The following is a 17,323-nucleotide window of genomic DNA, read 5'->3' as shown; positions in this document are numbered from 1 at the left end:
AAAAAATGAAAATTTTGGTTACAGGCGGAGGAACAGGGGGACATATTTATCCAGCTCTTGCCTTTGTCAATTATGTAAAGACTCAAGAACCGAATGCTGAATTCATGTATGTGGGAGCAAAACGAGGTCTAGAAAACAAAATCGTCCCTGATACAGGAATGCCTTTCCATACCTTGGAGATTCAAGGATTTAAACGAAAAATTTCCATGCATAACATCAAGACGGTCCGATTGTTTCTTAAGAGTATCCGTCAAGCAAAAAAAATCCTCAGTGATTTTCAACCAGATATCGTTATCGGTACTGGAGGATATGTTTCCGGAGCGGTAGTGTACGCTGCAGCCAAAATGGGTATTCCAACAGTTATCCATGAACAAAACAGTGTACCAGGTGTTACCAATAAATTTTTAAGCCGATATGTGGATCGGATCGCTCTTTCATTTAAAGATGCGGCTTCCTTTTTTCCTGAAAACAAAGCAGTTCTTGTAGGTAATCCTCGAGCACAAGAAGTAGCAGATACTAAAAAATCAGATATTTTGAAAACATTTGATTTGGATCCAGAAAAGAAAACAGTCTTGATTTTTGGCGGTAGTCAAGGAGCACTTAAAATCAATCAAGCAGTATCAGTTTTTTTAAGTGAATATATTCCTTCTTCTTACCAAGTTTTGTATGCTTCAGGAGATAGATATTATGAAGAGATCCTAAATAAAATAAATCCTGAAATACAAAATATTAGTGTCCAGCCTTATATCAAAAATATGGCAGAGGTCATGGCTTCCAGTGATCTGCTGGTGGGGCGTGCTGGTGCAACTTCGATCGCAGAATTCACAGCTCTGGGGTTACCGGCAGTGTTGGTTCCCAGCCCATATGTTACGAATGATCATCAGACTAAAAATGCAATGAGTCTTGTTCACGCAGGAGCAGCAAAAATGATTGCAGATAATGAACTAACAGGTGAATCACTAAGTCAGACAGTCAACGAAATCATGGGTGATGAAGAATTGCAAAAGCAAATGTGCCGAGCTTCTAAAGAACAAGGAATCCCTGATGCTTCAAAACGTCTTTATGACTTAGTAAAACAAATAATCAAAAAATAAAGGCGGTGGTCTTAGTGAGTAAGAAAAAAGAACCAAAAAAATTGTCTCATCCGTCTTCTGATGAAAACAATTTGACTCCTTGGCAAAAGGCTAACCGAAAATATCTGGCAGAACAAGAGATGAAAAACCAAGAGCCAAAAAAAGAAGACATAACATTAGATACACCCCTTTCAGATTCTGAAGAAGAAAAAACGGTTCAAGAGGAACAGCAAGAAGAAAGCCAGTCCGAGAAAAAAATCGAATTTTTTGAAGAGATCAAGCAAAAGAAAAACGGTGGACCATATAACGGTTCTTTTTTGAACCGGCTGCCCAATTTAAAAAGTCAACGGCACAAAGTACTATTTCGTCGGTTAGCTTTGATCATCACTGTATTGGGTATACCGCTGATTTTTTTGATCTATTATGTTTCTCCTTATAGCAAATTACAAGCAGTTGCAGTATCAGGCAATAAGACAGTCAACAGCCAAGAAATCATCTCTGATACAAAATTGTCATTAGGAGAAAATGTTTGGGGACAGTATTTTCATCGATCTACTTATATCGATCGCCTTAAAAAAGCACAGCCAAGAATCGAAACAGCAAATATACATTTCAAAGGGATGAATGAATTCGATTTGGATGTAACAGAATATAAAGAGATTGCTTTGATCGCAAAAAACAATCAATACTACCCAGTGATTGAAAATGGAACAGTATTAGATGAAAAAGTAGCAAATCCTACAAAAAATCTCCCTATCTTGGAAGAGTTCAAAGACTCTGCAAAAATCAAAGAATTAACAAAGCAATACAATCAGTTATCATCAGAATTACAAAAAGCAATTTCTGAAATCAAGTACACGCCAAGAGCAAGCAATAAAAATCTGATCCAATTGAATATGAATGACGGCAATCAAGTTATTGTAAATATCAATAATCTTGCGAACCAAATGAAATATTATTCGCAAGTAGCCAAAGATATGGATGAAAAAGGTGTGATCGACATGGAAGTTGGTATCTTCTCGCATCCTTACGGTAGCACTCAAGAAACGGAAGAATCGGGCCAATCGGAAGAAACAACTGAAAGTGAAGAAAATGCGGATCAAACAAACGAATCAAGTGAAGAGGCAGAAACGCAAAAAGCACAAACACCTGGATCGTCTAGCACAAACGGATCATCTGATTCAAATGATTCAAGTGAAACAAGTCAAATAGAAGATAATCCAAGTACAACTCCGTCAAGTTTAAATGAAAATTGATAAAACAACTTTAAAAAGTAAGAATGTACTTTCTAAAAACCAGTAATTTATGGTAGAATTGGAAGCAGTGAATATATCTATTAATAAGTATATTTTAAAACGGACGCTAGTTGTTCGCTTGTATATGGAATAGTAAGTAGGAGGGAATCCCATTCATGGCAAAAACAGGAATGTATGTAGGCCTTGATATTGGAACGACATCTGTTAAAGTTGTCGTGGCTGAATATATCGACAGCCAAATGAATATTATTGGAGTAGGAAACGCAAAATCAGAAGGGATTAACCGAGGCATTATCGTTGATATCGATAAAACGGTCCAAGCGATACAACGAGCAGTACGACAAGCAGAAGAAAAAGCAGGTATCCAGATCAAAGGCGTAAGTGTCGGTTTGCCAGCAAACATGCTTGAAGTAGAAAATTGCCAGGGAATGATTGCAGTTAACGGAGATTCAAAGGAAATCACCGATGAAGATGTCAGAAATGTGGCTTCAGCTGCCCTTGTTCGTTCAATACCTCCTGAACGTCAAATCGTGTCAATATTGCCACAAGATTTTACTGTCGATGGGTTCGAGGGAATCAAAGATCCTCGTGGAATGATCGGCGTAAGATTAGAAATGTACGGTCTGTTGTTTACAGGACCTAAAACGATCATCCATAACATACGTAAATGCGTGGAAAATGCCGGATTAATCGTCAACGAAATGGTGATTACTCCTTTAGCGCTGACTGAATCAATTCTTTCTGACGGAGAAAAAGATTTTGGTACGATCGTCATTGATATGGGTGGCGGCCAAACAACAACGGCTGTTATGCATGATAAGCAATTGAAGTTTACCAATCTTGACCAAGAAGGTGGCGAATTTGTCACTAAAGATATCTCTATTGTATTAAATACGTCATTTAACAATGCAGAAGCGTTGAAAATAAACTACGGGGATGCATACCCAGAACGGACATCACCAGATGAAGAATTTCCAGTAGATGTGATTGGTCAGTCAGAACCAGTGAAAGTCGATGAACGCTACTTGTCAGAAATTATTTCAGCTCGAATGGAACAGATTTTCAACAAAGCAAAAGATGCATTGGACCAAATCGAAGCATTAGAGTTGCCAGGTGGCGTCGTATTGACAGGCGGAGCTGCTAGTCTTCCTGGTGTTGTGGACTTGGCACAAGAAATCTTCGGCGTAAATGTAAAATTGTATGTTCCAAATCACATGGGGCTGAGAAACCCGGTATTTACAAATGTAATAAGTATCGTGGATTATTCAGCAAACTTGAGTGAAGTGTATCAATTGGCAAAAATTGCTGTTACGGGTGAAACCTCAGCAGCTCGTCAAATGGTAGTTGAACAAGAAACAACAAACACATATGAGAGCTATGAAGCACCTGAAGAAACAATCTACGATGAGCCGGAACCAAAAGAGTCCGGAGAAAATGTAAAAAATAAAATCAAGGGTTTCTTTACAAATATTTTTGATTAATTCATCCTGGGAGGAATAAGATATGGAATTCTCAATTGATAATAATATCAATGACGGCGCAGTAATCAAAGTCATCGGAGTCGGTGGTGGCGGTGGAAATGCTGTAAACCGAATGATTGAAGAAAACGTTAAAGGTGTTGAATTCATTACAGCCAACACAGACGTGCAAGCATTAAAAAATTCAAAAGCGGAAACAGTTATCCAATTAGGCCCCAAATATACTCGTGGTTTAGGTGCTGGTTCTCAGCCAGAAGTTGGACAAAAAGCGGCAGAAGAAAGTGAACAATCCTTACGCGAAGCTTTAGACGGTGCAGATATGATTTTCATCACTGCAGGAATGGGTGGAGGAACCGGTACAGGTGCTGCACCAATCGTTGCAGGTATCGCGAAAGAATTGGGCGCATTGACTGTTGGTGTCGTGACACGTCCATTCACTTTTGAAGGACCGAAACGTGGCCGTTTTGCTGCAGAAGGTATCGCTCGTTTGAAAGAAAATGTGGATACATTATTAATTATCTCAAATAACCGTTTATTAGAAGTTGTAGATAAAAAGACACCGATGCTTGAAGCTTTCCGTGAAGCAGATAATGTTTTACGACAAGGTGTACAAGGTATCTCTGATTTGATCACAGCGCCAGGTTACGTTAACCTTGACTTTGCTGACGTGAAAACAGTGATGGAAAACCAAGGTACAGCATTGATGGGGATCGGTGTGGCTAGTGGAGAAGATCGCGTAGTAGAAGCAACGAAAAAAGCAATCTCCTCTCCATTGCTTGAAACATCTATTGATGGAGCTGAACAAGTACTTCTTAACATCACAGGCGGTTTGGATATGACATTGTTCGAAGCACAAGATGCTTCAGATATCGTAGCAAATGCAGCAACTGGCGATGTAAATATCATTCTAGGTACATCTATCAATGAAGAAATGGGCGATGAAATCCGTGTGACGGTCATCGCAACAGGTATCGATGAATCAAAAAAGGAACGCAAGTCTAGCCGACCAGCTAGACAAGCACAAATGCAATCACCTGCTCAAAAGACTGTATTAGATATGGATCAAGCTAAACCAACTTCTTCAGAAGAAGAAAACAGTTTTGGCGATTGGGATATCAGACGTGAACAAAATGTTCGTCCTAGAGTTGATGATTCCAATTTTGACAATATCGAAAAAAAAGAATTTGATACATTCAACCGCGAAGAAACAAAATCTCATGGCGATGATGAATTAAATACGCCACCGTTTTTCCGTCGTAAAAAATAAAGGAGAGGAAGAGCACATGATTGCTGACAACTTGCAGAAAATCAAGCAAGAAATTCAGGATTCGTGTGCTCTTGTTCATCGTGATCCGAAAGAAGTTACATTAGTAGCTGTAACAAAATCTGTTGAATCCGCTCAAGCTGAAGAATTGGTTAGAGCTGGCGTTATGAATTGTGCAGAAAACCGAGTAGATAAATTATTAGAAAAGAAACAAGATTTATTTGATTTTCCTGAAATAAAGTGGCATTTAATTGGTAATTTACAGCGCAGAAAGGTAAAATTGATTGTAAATGAAATTGATTACTTTCATGCGTTGGACAGTTTAAGATTAGCAGAAGAAATCCAGAAGCGGTTAGAGAAAGAATTATCCTGTTTTATTGAAGTAAATGTTTCTGGTGAGGAATCAAAACATGGAATTTCACCAGATGAGCTTTTACCGTTTGTGGAATCTTTAGCTGCCTGCACAAAAATCAAGGTTGTTGGGTTGATGACTATGGCGCCTAAAGAAGCTTCTGATGAGCAAATCCATAAAGTGTTTGGTACGCTGAAAGAATTGCGTGATCTTGTTCAAGCAAAAGGTTATGCCCATGCACCATGTAGTGAATTAAGTATGGGGATGAGTCAAGACTTTCAAATTGCGATTGAAGAAGGTGCAACATTTATCCGTGTAGGAACAGCGCTATTCAAAGACGAATAAAGGAGGAACAAAAATGCCGCTTTTAAACAGAGGAGCAATTGCTAATTTTTTCGGATTAGCTGATGAGGAAGAGTACGAATACCAAGATTATCCTGAAACAACAAAAAAGGCTGTACAGCCAACTAAAAAAAATACAACACAGAATCAATCAACTCATTCTGTATCTGCTGCGAATACTCATGAAAAACAAAAAACGGCGACTTCACGTCCTGTAACGCATGAAAGTATTCAGCCGGCTGAAAAGAAAAAAGTAATTGAACTACATCAATCACCTACAAAAACTGTAGCGAAAGAAAGAACAGCTTCAAGAACCTCTACACAACCTAAAGCAAATCTTGCTGGAAAAATCACTGTAATGGAACCAAGAGCTTATTCTGAAGCTATGGCGATTGCTAAACGAATCATTGCTGGAGAAGCAACCTTAGTGAATTTTCATTTAGTAGAAGAAAAACAAGCGAGAAGAATCGTTGATTTTCTAACAGGAACAGTTTATGCACTAGATGGAGATATCAAACGTGTTGGAGATGAGATTTTTCTTTGTACACCGACTGGGATGGAGATTGACAGTTCAACCGCTCAATCTTTTGCAGATGCGAATTTGTTTGATCTGTAAGAGGAGGAACTACGATTTATACTATTGCACTATTACTTCATTTACTTCAACGGGCAGCCTATTTCTATAGCATTATCTTGATGGTATATGCATTGCTCTCTTGGTTTCCAGGCGGGTATCAATCAGGGCTAGGACGATTATTAGCTAAGATCTGCGAACCGTATATCAGTTTGTTCGATCGTCTGCCTTTGAGGATTGGACCCTTGGATTTCACAATTTTAGGGGCAATCCTGATCTTGAACTTAGCCGTACAAGGTTTAGCACAGATCGTTATATGGATAACTGTCCATTTAGTTTATTGATTGAAGCAACAAAATCTTTATTCTCAGAATAGATAGGAGGGGAAAATTTTGGATGCAAATGTATACCAGCACTTTCGGGCAGATGAACGTACATTTATCGATTCGGTAGGCGATTGGATTGAACAGGTTCAAGGACAATATGCACCCTATCTGACCGAATTTCTTGACCCAAGACAATCCTATATTTTAGAAACACTGATTCGACAAAGCAGTGATTTGCGTTTCATGTTTTATGGCGGATATGAACAGGCAGAAAGAAAAAGATGTTTGATTTTCCCCGATTATTACGAACCTGTAGAGGAAGATTTTGAAACAGCATTGTATGAAATCCATTATCCTAGCAAATTTGCCAGCCTAAGTCATGGGAAAATCCTTGGAACTTTAGTGGGAACGGGGATCAAACGCTCTTACTTTGGCGATATCATCTCGGACGGTGATCGCTGGCAAGTATTTATTGCAAATGAGGTGGATCATTTTGTTGCTGCACAAGTAACAAAGATTGGAAAGGTTGCTGTACGCTTGGAACCAATCAAATACACAGAAATGATTATGCCGAAAGATAGCTGGACACAAGAAAGAGGAACAGTTAGTTCCATGCGACTAGACAGTGTGATCTCTGAGATTTATAATATTTCCAGACAGCGGTCCAAGCAGCTGATCGAAGCTGGTAAAGTAAAAGTGAACTGGACAGAAAATACAAGACCTGATTTTGTACTTGAACTATTAGATATTATTTCAGTCAGAGGTTATGGCAGAGTCCAGATCCAAGAACTTGAGGGGAAGACGAAAAAAGAAAAGTACAGGGTACTGTTCGGTGTATTACGTAAATAAAATAAAAAGGTGGTTTACTCATGGCTTTAACTCCATTAGATATCCAAAATAAGACATTCCCGACAAAAATGCGGGGATATAATCAAGACGAAGTAGATGATTTCTTAGATTTAGTTGTTCGTGACTATGAGGAATTGACTCAAAGAAATCGAGAATTAGAAAAAGCAGTCAAACATTCTGAAGAAAAACTTGAGTACTTCAATGAATTAAAAGATGCTTTGAACCAATCAATCATCGTAGCTCAAGATACGGCTGATAAAGTAAAAACAAGTGCAAGCAAGGAATCCGAAGTGATCGTTACTTCTGCACAAAACAAAGCAGATGAGTTAGTTGCGAACGCTGAAAAACGTGCACATCAATTAACAACTGATGCAGAAGAAAAAGCAAGAAAAATCTTGACAGATGCAACAGAAAAAGCAAGACAGCTTGCGACAGAAACTGAAGATCTTAAGAAAAAAACACGAGTATTCCATCAACGTATCAGCTTGATGCTTGAGTCTCAATTAGAACAAGTGAAAAGTCCGGAATGGGATGAAATTTTACAACCATTCTCCAGCTACGTGACTGACAGCCATGAAGTGATCAAAGAAGTTTTAGCAAAACAGCTTGACAATGAAAATGATACTGATGTAAACTCAGACACAGGAGTCATAGAAGCACCTATGACGGCATTTGATACACAGGCTATTGATATCTCGATCGTGCCTGGTGAAAATGAAAACGAGTAGAACAGAAAAGCACTTTGTTATTCTTAAAGCGAGCCGATGAGAGTGGAAGTTCGGTAAGACACTGCATGGTGAAAGATCCTCTACTTGAGACCTGCTTTTCCGAAATTAGAGTAAGAAGCAGCGGCTGACCTCGTTATTGGTCACAGAGAGTTTGCACTAGATAGATGCAACTAAATTTGGGTGGTACCACGGCATGTTCGTCCCTTGCGGCTGAACATGCTTTTTTGTGTCCGGAAAACAAATAAAGGAGTGTATGGTTGAATGAAAATGAAAGAAACCTTGCAATTAGGAAAAACAAAATTCCCTATGCGTGGTAATTTGCCAAACCGAGAAGGCGAGTGGCAAAAAGAATGGGAAGAAAATCGAATCTACCAAAAAAGACAAGAGTTGAACGAAGGAAAACCTAGCTTTGTTCTTCATGATGGACCTCCATATGCCAATGGTAATATCCATTTAGGACATTCATTGAATAAAATCAGTAAAGACATTATCATTCGTTCAAAATCAATGTCTGGCTATCGTGCACCATATGTTCCAGGATGGGATACACATGGATTGCCGATTGAACAAGTATTGGCTAATAAAGGCGTGAAACGTAAAGAAATGTCCATGGCAGAATACTTGGAAAAATGTCGTGAATATGCACTTTCCCAAGTAGATAAGCAACGAGCAGATTTCAAACGCCTAGGAGTTGCAGGAGATTGGGAACATCCTTATGTTACATTAGATCCTTCTTATGAAGCTGCACAAGTACGCGTATTTGGTAAAATGGCTGAAAAAGGCTATATTTACAAAGGATTGAAACCAATTTACTGGTCTCCGTCAAGTGAGTCTTCTTTAGCGGAAGCTGAAATTGAATATAAAGATGTAAAATCTCCATCTATTTTTGTAGCTTTCAATGTCAAAGACGGCAAAGATATTCTTGATGAAGATACAGCTTTTGTCATTTGGACGACAACACCATGGACATTGCCAGCAAACCAAGGTATTGCTGTAAATCCAAAATTTACGTATGTATTGGTGGAAGCCGATGGCCGTAAGTTTGTCGTAGCGAAAGATTTGCTAGAAACAGTCCAATCAGAAATCGGTTGGGAAAATGTAACAGTTCTAAAAGAATTTGCTGGACAAGAAATGGAATATATGACTGCAAGTCATCCATTCTATGAACGTGAATCACTTGTGATTTTAGGCGATCATGTTACTTTAGACGCTGGTACTGGATTAGTCCATACTGCTCCAGGACATGGGGAAGATGACTATATCGCTGGTAGCAAATATAAACTATCTGTAGTGTCACCTGTAGACTCAAAAGGATTGTTTACAGAAGAAGCACCTGGATTTGAAGGTATCTTTTATGACAAAGCAAATCCTATGATCACTGATCTATTAAAAGAAAAAGGAGCTTTGCTGAAGCTAGATTTCTTTACTCATAGTTATCCTCACGATTGGCGGACGAAAAAGCCTGTGATCTATCGGGCAACTCCACAATGGTTTGCATCTATCGATAAATTCCGTCAGAATATTTTGGATGAAGTAGAAAAAGTAGAGTGGGTTATCCCATGGGGTAAAACACGTTTGTATAATATGATCCGTGACCGCGGCGATTGGGTAATTTCCCGTCAGCGTGCATGGGGAGTACCACTTCCGATTTTCTATGCTGAAAATGGAGAAGCAATCATCACACCAGAAACAATCGAACATGTGGCAAAATTATTTGCTGAACATGGATCAATTATCTGGTTTGAAAAAGAAGCGAAAGAACTTCTTCCTGAAGGATTTACCCACCCAGGTTCTCCTAATGGCGAATTTACAAAAGAAAAAGATATCATGGATGTCTGGTTTGATTCTGGTTCTTCTCATGAAGCTGTTTTACGTCAGCGACCAGAATTATCATTCCCAGCAGATATGTATTTAGAAGGATCAGACCAATATCGTGGCTGGTTCAACTCAAGTATCACGACTAGTGTGGCTATCAATGGTGTAGCACCATACAAATCAGTTATTTCTCAAGGATTTGCTTTAGATGGTGAAGGCCGTAAGATGAGTAAATCTTTAGGAAACATCATTGCACCAGAAAAAGTGATCAAACAATTTGGTGCAGATATCCTTCGCTTATGGGTATCTAGTGTAGATTATGAAGCAGATGTTCGTGTTTCTATGGATATCTTAAGTCAAGTGGCAGAAGTATATCGTAAAATCAGAAATACGATGCGTTTCTTATTAGCGAATACAGAAGATTTCGATCCTAAAAAAGATACTGTTTCGTACAATGATTTACGTTCTGTAGACAAATATATGACCGTTCGATTGAACCAAGTAATCAAAGAAATCCGAGAAGAAGGGTACGACAAATATAACTTCATGCATATTTACCGTACAGTTATGAACTTTTTGACGGTTGATCTATCGTCATTCTACCTGGATTTTGCTAAAGATGTAGTTTATATTGAAGCAGAAGATGATTATCAACGTCGTTGCATGCAAACTGTTTTCTATCAAACAGCTGTAGCTTTGACAAAATTATTGACTCCTATCATTCCGCATACAGCAGAAGAAATCTGGTCATTCCTGAAAGAAGAAGAGGAGTACGTTCAGTTAAGCGAGTTTCCTGGTTATGAAGAGTTTGCAAACCAAGAAGAATTGATGGATACCTGGACTGCTTTCATGGACTTCCGTGATAATGTCTTAAAAGCATTGGAAGAAGCAAGAAACAGCAAATTGATTGGTAAATCTTTGGAAGCAAAACTAACTGTTTATCCAAAACAACAAGTTCGTGAAATGTTAAAAGCTTTGGATGCAGATATTGCACAATTATTGATCGTTTCACCAGACTACTTTGAAGTTATGGCAGCAGATGAACAAGTGCCAGATAACGCTATGGTATTTGATGATGTTGCTATTACAGTGGAAAAAGCAGACGGGGAAACTTGCGATCGCTGTCGCCAAGTTCGTAAAGATGTAGGAGTAGATGAAAAACTTCCTCATCTATGCGGTCGTTGTGCAAAAATCGTTGAAGACTTCTATCCTGAAGCTGTAGCTGAAGGATTCGAAGAAAAGTAAAAGGGAAAAGGGGGTGTGACATGTTCTTTGTCACACCCCCTTTTGTTATCAATCGTTTAATTTTCCACGTTCACGATACCAGTTATCTGGTTGCCAGATCCATTCGAATCCGTCTTTTTCAAGTAGTTCGAAAGCTGCTTTAGGTCCCATTGATCCAGCTTTGTAGTTGGGAAAATCCGGTTGTGTTTGGTCCCAAGCTTTTCGAATGACATCCACGATATGCCAAGATTGAGCGACTTCTTCCCAATGAGAGAAGTTCGTTCCATCACCATTCAACGCATCTAATAGTAATTTTTCGTAAGCTTCTGGGCTATTTTCAACCATTTCTGCACTATTTCTAAATTCCAATTTGATTGGTTCCGTTTCAAATCCTTGCCCTACTTCTTTCCCATTCAAGGATAAAGAAAATCCTTCAGTTGGCTGAATATAGATCGTTAGAACATTAGGTGGAAGTGTCGTATCGTCACATGGTTCATCGACAGATGTTTTGAATACATTAACAGGAACTTGTTTGAATACGATGTTGATCCGAGTCCCTTTTTCAGTCAAACGTTTGCCTGTACGTACATAGAAAGGAACACCTGACCAACGGAAGTTATCGATAGTGAATTTGCCTGCGACGAATGTTTCAGTCTCTGATTGAGCATCCACTTTGTCTTCTTCGCGATAGCCCTTGAATTGTACACCATCCAATTCACCTTGAGCATATTGCCCGCGAACGAAGTTTTCTAACACTTCTTCTTCGTTATAAATGCGGATAGCTTTCAATGCTTTGATCTTTTCTGTACGGATTTCTTTTTCGGAAAATGCTACTGGCGGTTCCATTGCAAGTAATGCTACAACCTGTAAAATATGATTTTGCACCATGTCTTTAAGTGCGCCACTATGATCGTAGTAGCCCCCGCGATCTTCTACACCGAGGTTTTCGCCAAAAGTAATTTGGATATTGTCGATATAGCGATTGTTCCATTGAGCCTCAAAAATATTATTGGCAAAACGGATAGCTGAGATGTTTTGGATCATTTCTTTTCCTAAATAATGATCAATCCTGAAAATATCTTGTTCTGGGAATACTTCTCTGATTTGCTGGTTCAATTCAAAAGCAGACTGGTAATCAGAACCGAACGGTTTTTCTATGATCAAACGATTGAAGCCATTTTTTGTCATAATATTTTGTGATTTCAAATGAGAAACGATCGTTCCAAAAAATTGAGGTGCCATAGCCAAATAATAGACACGGTTACCGTTTAATTGATAGTGTCCATCTAATCGGTCAGACAATTCTTTTAATGTCTGATAATGCGTTGAATCATTTACATCATGGGATTGATAGTAAAAATGGCTTGCAAAGGTAGTTGCTTCTTCATCTGAAGGATTCAATGCACGGATTGTTTCTTTGACAACTTCACGGTAGTGCTCATCGCTCCAGGGACGGCGAGCGGTTCCGATTACAGCAAAATGCTCGCCTAAATTTCCTTTTCTGTAAAGGCGGAACAAAGACGGGTACAATTTACGCTGGGCTAGGTCACCTGTACCGCCGAATATCGTAAACAATACATTTTTTTCATTAGACATGTGGATACACTCCTTTATATTTTATCGACAAAAATCGTGCTGGCCGCCTTAAAGCTGACGGGGATTTTCTTTCTATCATTTTGGATAGTGATCGGTCCTTCATAAGCTGCGATGTCAACGATCTCATATTCTTCGTTGATATTCAGGTCAATAGTGACTAAGTAATCCAACAATTCTTTTTCATCAAGCACTCGTGCGATACGCACTTTTGTACCGACAGGATAGGACTCCAATGTTTGTCGGCGTTCTTCATGGACAACTTCCTCTTTTTTAGGAATCGATCCTCCATGAGGACAATGTTCAGGATGATTCAAATAGTTTTCTAAATGATCTGCAAGATGTTCCGAAGTCACATGTTCCAATACTTCAGCATCATCATGGACTTCATTCCAGCTATAGTCTAAATGTTCAACTAAAAAAACTTCCCATAAGCGATGTTTGCGAATCAGACTGCTAGCTTTTTGCAGTCCGCTTGCAGTCAATTGTACACCTTGATAAGGGGAATGTTCTACAAGCTCTTCTTTCACAAGTTTAGAAATCATTTCACTGACAGATGCAGCTGAGACATCTAGACTAGATACGATTTGTTTATTGTTGACTTTCGTTGTATCTCCACCTAGTTCTAAAATGATTTTCAAATAATCTTCTCGATTTGGTGTCATATTCGATCATCCTTTCATGGTAAAAAACCATCATTAGTAAGTGTAACAAAAAAAACGTTAATTGACTATTTTTCTAAATAAAAAACAAAGGATTTTTAGACGTTTTTACAACAAAAAACGAAAGATGATAGAGAAGACTCATTCTTTCGTTTATAAAGGATATATATATACATTGGGAGGGATCTATTTTTCAGATAACAACTTATATGAAGTGTCTGCAGATTCGTCATAAAGAGTTTGTTCGGGATAAGAAAAGATAAGATAAAAACCATACTGATCACGTACGACTAAACGATATTCATCTATTTCTACCACAGATGTGCCAAGAGACTGACCGTTGATCAAAAACGTGTAATCAGATGTAATCTGTAATTGTTGTTTTTGCTGGCTATCACTAAAGAACCATGTACCTTGATACTTTGAGAGTCCTTCTGACTTTTCCGCTTGTTTTTTCTTTTTCAAGTAAATAAAACTTGAGAGAACGGTAATGAGTGAACCAAGAAAATAGATCATTTTTTTTATCACCAAATCACTCCTTTATGAGAAAATAATCGCATAGACATATTCTTTCTTCTTTATTTCATTGTACCGAATAAAAGCTAAAATTTCTCTAAGACTTTCGACTGGTTTTTTTACTGTTTTTCTACAAATTATGATAGGATACATAGTAGGAAGAAAGGTGACATAATTTGAAGTATCAGCAAGTGGAAATAGCTTTTTTTATTGACCGCCCGAATCGGTTTATAGCACATTGTATGAAAAAAGACGGAGAAATAATTATTGCGCATGTCAAAAATACAGGTAGAGGAAAAGAGGTCCTGATACCAGGCGCTGAAGTGGCTATTGTATTTGCTCCTGGACCTAAACGGAAAACCGCCTATGATCTGATTGCTGTAAAAAAGAAGGGTGACTGGTTTAATATCGATAGTCAATTGCCTAATCGGCTGGCAATTGATGGTATTTTAGACGGCACGATCCTTTTACCAGGATTAACTGGTCCATTTACGGTATACAAGCGTGAAGTAACTTATCTTCACTCCAAATTTGATATTTATTTAGAGACGGTGGTCGGACAAAAAGCATTTGTTGAAGTCAAAGGTATGACACTTGAAAATAAAGCGATTGGTGCTTTTCCTGATGCGCCCACACTCAGAGGATTGAAACATATAGGAGAATTAACGTATGCCGCACAAGATGGTTATGCCGCTTATGTCTTGTTTATTGCTCAGTTCGAACATCTTCATCTGGCAACGATCCATGAAGAAATGCAACCAGCACTAGCTGATATGGTTCGACATGCGCAGCAAAGCGGAGTTCAAATCCTCGCCTATAATTGTCAAGTATCGGCAGATGAGGTAACTGTCAAGCAGGCCATTCCATTTGATGTAGATATCCCTTTTGAAGATCCTATACAATAGAAAGAAGGTAAAATAATGATCAACTTAGGTATTATCGGAACAAATTGGATTACTCATCAATTTGTCCAAGCAGCTTTAAGCACAAAAAAATATGAATTGACAGCGGTATATTCTAGACATTTGGAAAAAGCACAGGAATTTGGTTCTCATTATGAAGGGGATATCGAATTCGCAACAGATTTGAAGACTTTTTTCAATATTACTCATATGGACACCATTTATATTGCTTCTCCGAATAGTCTTCACTTTAGTCAAGCTAAGCAAGCAATTTTGGCAGGAAAAAATGTGATAGTTGAAAAGCCAGCTTTTTCGACGCCAAAAGAAATGGATGAAATCATCCATTTGGCAAATGAACACAATGTGTATTTTTTTGAAGCAGCAAGAAATATCCATGAATCAGGTTTTAAAAAGATTGCCGATTACTTACCATTAAAAGACGAGATAATCGGTGCAAATTTCAGCTATATGAAATATTCTTCGCGCTATGACCAAGTATTAGATGGAGAAGAACCGAATATCTTCTCGACTCATTTCTCAGGTGGTGCATTGATGGATTTAGGTGTTTACCTTGTATATGCAGCTGTTGCTTGGTTTGGAATGCCAAAAGAAGTCCATTATTTCCCAAGAAAGATTTCTACTGGTGTAGATGGCCTTGGATGGGGGATCTTACGTTATGAGAATTTTGATGTATCGATCCAGCCAGGTAAAATCGGTGATTCTTATTTACCGTCAGAGATTTATTTTGACTCAGGAACGCTAGTGATGAATGGAGTCAATGCAATTGAACAAGCACAATTTCATGATCGCGCGCATAAAGAAATCATTGATTTGGCGGTAACAGCTGCAGAAAATCCAATGGCAGATGAAGCAGAGGATTTTGCCAATGTCATGGCTCATCCGAAAGATCCAGCTTGGGGATTGTTGTATGAAGAGTGGATCGAGCTAGCTAGAAATGTGAACCAAGTGATTTATGATTTAAGAAAAAATGGCGGCATCAAATTCGATGCAGATAATGAGGAAGATTTTTAATGAACGAATTTGTACAAGTATTTCCCGAAAATTGGCAGAAAAAATATGAGGATAAAGGGTTTATCTCACCTTCTCTTATTCAACGAGCAGTTTTTCAGCCACTAAGTAATAAACAAAGTATAGTAGCGGTTTCTCCTACAGGTTCAGGTAAAACACTGGCTTATCTTTGGCCTCTACTACTAAACGTGGAACCAGGTGAAGCAAGTGCGTTGGTCATTTTTGCTTCTTCTCAAGAACTAGCTATTCAAGTAGCAGATGTTGCACGTGAATGGGGAAAAGACAAAGAGTTGAAAGTCCAATCTTTGGTGGGCGGAGCCAACGTCAAACGTCAGATTGAGGGTTTGAAGAAAAAACCAGAAATCTTGATTGGTACACCAGGAAGAATATTGGAATTGATGAAAGCAAAAAAAATAAAAGCACATCAAGTGAAAACAATGGTATTTGATGAAGCAGACCAGCTATTTGACGCTGGGAACAGCCAAATCATTGATCAAATTCTTCATCAAGCTCCAACAGAGTATCAGCTAGCTTTTTTTTCAGCGACAGCAGATCGTTCCCTTGAAAGCATTGAAAAAATCACTGGGAAAACGTTTGAGACAATTGACGTGACAGCAGAGGACGATTCTCGAAAAGGACTGAGACATTACTTTTTACGTGTACCGATACGAAAGAAAGATGACTACTTGAGACGTCTCACGCATATAGAAGATTTTCATGGTCTGATTTTCTTTAATCAACTGACTGAATTAGGCGTAATGGAAGAAAAATTGCTGTATAGAGGTGTACCGGTAGGAAGTCTGGCCTCTGATCAGAACAAGCTACTCCGAAAAGCAGCGCTAGAACAATTCAAAAAGAAAATGGTCAGAGCACTTTTGACCACAGATGTGGCGGCTAGAGGTTTAGATATTACAGGTCTTCCTTATGTAGTGAATGCAGAAGTTCCGTTAAGTGAAGAAGCTTATTTGCATCGTTCGGGAAGAACTGGTCGAATGGGTAATGAAGGAATAGTAATTACACTCGTACAAGATAATAATCTAAGAGATTTAAAACGGCTTTTACGTCCATCAAATATAACACTTGAAGAGATTTTTTTATACGGAGGTAAGCTGCAAACTGAGCAGCCAACCAAAGAAGATGCAGCTCCTGCAGTAAATAAAAAGTATGCGAAAACTTTTTCTGGAAAGGAGCAGAACCCAGAATATAACAAAGAAAAAATAAGAAAAAAAGTTAAAAATAAATCAAAAAAAGAGAGAAATAAAGGAGCAAGGCGCAAATAAGCGCCTTTTTATGCTATGATTATGAAAACGGGAACAAAATTGGTTGCCAGAGGAGGGGTT

At 38.5% G+C, this 17,323-nt stretch carries 16 protein-coding genes; 13 read left to right on the top strand and 3 right to left on the bottom strand.

The genetic code is table 11. The annotated features are described in order from the left end of the window. The first annotated feature begins 5 nt into the window (after positions 1-5). The 10 genes from murG to ileS all read left to right on the top strand — a co-directional run bounded on the left by murG (position 6) and on the right by ileS (position 11,302). On the top strand, positions 6-1,094 hold the full coding sequence (murG, locus tag PYW34_RS08975; protein ID WP_002286637.1) for an undecaprenyldiphospho-muramoylpentapeptide beta-N-acetylglucosaminyltransferase: 1,089 nt from the start codon (positions 6-8) through the stop codon (positions 1,092-1,094). 14 nt (positions 1,095-1,108) lie between these two features. Next, the gene (locus tag PYW34_RS08970; RefSeq protein ID WP_002286633.1) at positions 1,109-2,329 is read left to right on the top strand and encodes a cell division protein FtsQ/DivIB; all 1,221 of its coding nucleotides are present in this window, start codon (positions 1,109-1,111) and stop codon (positions 2,327-2,329) included. Between the two features lie 155 nt (positions 2,330-2,484). Next, the gene (ftsA, locus tag PYW34_RS08965) at positions 2,485-3,810 is read left to right on the top strand and encodes a cell division protein FtsA (protein WP_002286631.1); all 1,326 of its coding nucleotides are present in this window, start codon (positions 2,485-2,487) and stop codon (positions 3,808-3,810) included. Positions 3,811-3,832: 22 nt separating this feature from the next. Continuing rightward, entirely contained in the window at positions 3,833-5,074 is a 1,242-nt protein-coding gene (gene ftsZ, locus PYW34_RS08960; RefSeq protein ID WP_002286629.1) for a cell division protein FtsZ, read from the top strand. A 16-nt stretch (positions 5,075-5,090) separates the two neighbouring features. Then, complete coding sequence (locus tag PYW34_RS08955) at positions 5,091-5,768, top strand: YggS family pyridoxal phosphate-dependent enzyme (RefSeq protein WP_002286628.1); 678 nt, start codon at positions 5,091-5,093, stop codon at positions 5,766-5,768. A 13-nt stretch (positions 5,769-5,781) separates the two neighbouring features. Continuing rightward, positions 5,782-6,381, top strand: a complete 600-nt coding sequence (locus PYW34_RS08950) for a cell division protein SepF (protein ID WP_002286627.1) — start codon at positions 5,782-5,784, stop codon at positions 6,379-6,381. A 23-nt stretch (positions 6,382-6,404) separates the two neighbouring features. Beyond that, complete coding sequence (locus PYW34_RS08945; protein ID WP_033582058.1) at positions 6,405-6,683, top strand: YggT family protein; 279 nt, start codon at positions 6,405-6,407, stop codon at positions 6,681-6,683. Between the two features lie 48 nt (positions 6,684-6,731). Beyond that, positions 6,732-7,514 carry an RNA-binding protein gene (locus tag PYW34_RS08940; protein ID WP_002286624.1) on the top strand — a complete coding sequence of 261 codons (783 nt, stop codon included), beginning with the start codon at positions 6,732-6,734 and terminating at the stop codon, positions 7,512-7,514. A gap of 20 nt (positions 7,515-7,534) precedes the next feature. Beyond that, positions 7,535-8,242: a DivIVA domain-containing protein gene (locus PYW34_RS08935; protein WP_002286622.1), complete on the top strand. Its 708-nt coding sequence runs from the start codon at positions 7,535-7,537 to the stop codon at positions 8,240-8,242. A gap of 261 nt (positions 8,243-8,503) precedes the next feature. Further along, a complete protein-coding gene (ileS, locus tag PYW34_RS08930) occupies positions 8,504-11,302 on the top strand; it encodes an isoleucine--tRNA ligase (protein WP_002286621.1) in 2,799 nt (932 codons plus the stop codon). A 48-nt stretch (positions 11,303-11,350) separates the two neighbouring features. Here the strand turns inward: ileS and zwf are convergent, their stop codons facing one another. The 3 genes from zwf to PYW34_RS08915 all read right to left on the bottom strand — a co-directional run bounded on the left by zwf (position 11,351) and on the right by PYW34_RS08915 (position 14,064). Next, on the bottom strand, positions 11,351-12,877 hold the full coding sequence (zwf, locus tag PYW34_RS08925; protein ID WP_002286618.1) for a glucose-6-phosphate dehydrogenase: 1,527 nt from the start codon (positions 12,875-12,877) through the stop codon (positions 11,351-11,353). A 14-nt stretch (positions 12,878-12,891) separates the two neighbouring features. Further along, positions 12,892-13,539, bottom strand: a complete 648-nt coding sequence (locus PYW34_RS08920; protein ID WP_002286616.1) for a metal-dependent transcriptional regulator — start codon at positions 13,537-13,539, stop codon at positions 12,892-12,894. A 183-nt stretch (positions 13,540-13,722) separates the two neighbouring features. Continuing rightward, positions 13,723-14,064, bottom strand: a complete 342-nt coding sequence (locus PYW34_RS08915) for a DUF4828 domain-containing protein (protein ID WP_002294538.1) — start codon at positions 14,062-14,064, stop codon at positions 13,723-13,725. A 164-nt stretch (positions 14,065-14,228) separates the two neighbouring features. Here PYW34_RS08915 and sfsA point away from each other — a divergent pair, with 164 nt between their 5' ends. Genes sfsA through PYW34_RS08900 form a run of 3 tightly spaced genes read left to right on the top strand, consistent with a single transcriptional unit; the run spans position 14,229 to position 17,263 of the window. Continuing rightward, positions 14,229-14,957 (top strand): DNA/RNA nuclease SfsA, encoded by a 729-nt coding sequence (sfsA, locus tag PYW34_RS08910; protein WP_002286614.1) that lies wholly within the window; start codon positions 14,229-14,231, stop codon positions 14,955-14,957. Between the two features lie 15 nt (positions 14,958-14,972). Then, positions 14,973-15,986: a Gfo/Idh/MocA family protein gene (locus PYW34_RS08905; protein ID WP_002286612.1), complete on the top strand. Its 1,014-nt coding sequence runs from the start codon at positions 14,973-14,975 to the stop codon at positions 15,984-15,986. Beyond that, complete coding sequence (locus PYW34_RS08900) at positions 15,986-17,263, top strand: DEAD/DEAH box helicase (protein ID WP_002294535.1); 1,278 nt, start codon at positions 15,986-15,988, stop codon at positions 17,261-17,263. Before PYW34_RS08905 ends, PYW34_RS08900 begins: the two co-directional genes overlap by 1 nt. Positions 17,264-17,323 lie beyond the last annotated feature (60 nt).

The sequence above is a fragment of the Enterococcus faecium genome (assembly GCF_029023785.1).
GTDB classification, from domain to species: Bacteria; Bacillota; Bacilli; order Lactobacillales; family Enterococcaceae; genus Enterococcus_B; species Enterococcus_B faecium.
This window is presented reverse-complemented; position numbering and strand designations above follow the sequence as displayed.

What these genes read in the sequence shown, in the direction of transcription:
- ileS (WP_002286621.1), top strand. Translation starts at nt 8,504, where the DNA reads ATGAAAATGAAAGAAACCTTGCAATTAGGAAAAACAAAATTCCCTATG.
- ftsA (WP_002286631.1), top strand. Translation starts at nt 2,485, where the DNA reads ATGGCAAAAACAGGAATGTATGTAGGCCTTGATATTGGAACGACATCT.
- zwf (WP_002286618.1), bottom strand. Translation starts at nt 12,877, where the DNA reads ATGTCTAATGAAAAAAATGTATTGTTTACGATATTCGGCGGTACAGGT.
- PYW34_RS08905 (WP_002286612.1), top strand. Translation starts at nt 14,973, where the DNA reads ATGATCAACTTAGGTATTATCGGAACAAATTGGATTACTCATCAATTT.
- PYW34_RS08900 (WP_002294535.1), top strand. Translation starts at nt 15,986, where the DNA reads ATGAACGAATTTGTACAAGTATTTCCCGAAAATTGGCAGAAAAAATAT.
- PYW34_RS08950 (WP_002286627.1), top strand. Translation starts at nt 5,782, where the DNA reads ATGCCGCTTTTAAACAGAGGAGCAATTGCTAATTTTTTCGGATTAGCT.
- murG (WP_002286637.1), top strand. Translation starts at nt 6, where the DNA reads ATGAAAATTTTGGTTACAGGCGGAGGAACAGGGGGACATATTTATCCA.
- PYW34_RS08935 (WP_002286622.1), top strand. Translation starts at nt 7,535, where the DNA reads ATGGCTTTAACTCCATTAGATATCCAAAATAAGACATTCCCGACAAAA.
- ftsZ (WP_002286629.1), top strand. Translation starts at nt 3,833, where the DNA reads ATGGAATTCTCAATTGATAATAATATCAATGACGGCGCAGTAATCAAA.
- PYW34_RS08920 (WP_002286616.1), bottom strand. Translation starts at nt 13,539, where the DNA reads ATGACACCAAATCGAGAAGATTATTTGAAAATCATTTTAGAACTAGGT.
- PYW34_RS08955 (WP_002286628.1), top strand. Translation starts at nt 5,091, where the DNA reads ATGATTGCTGACAACTTGCAGAAAATCAAGCAAGAAATTCAGGATTCG.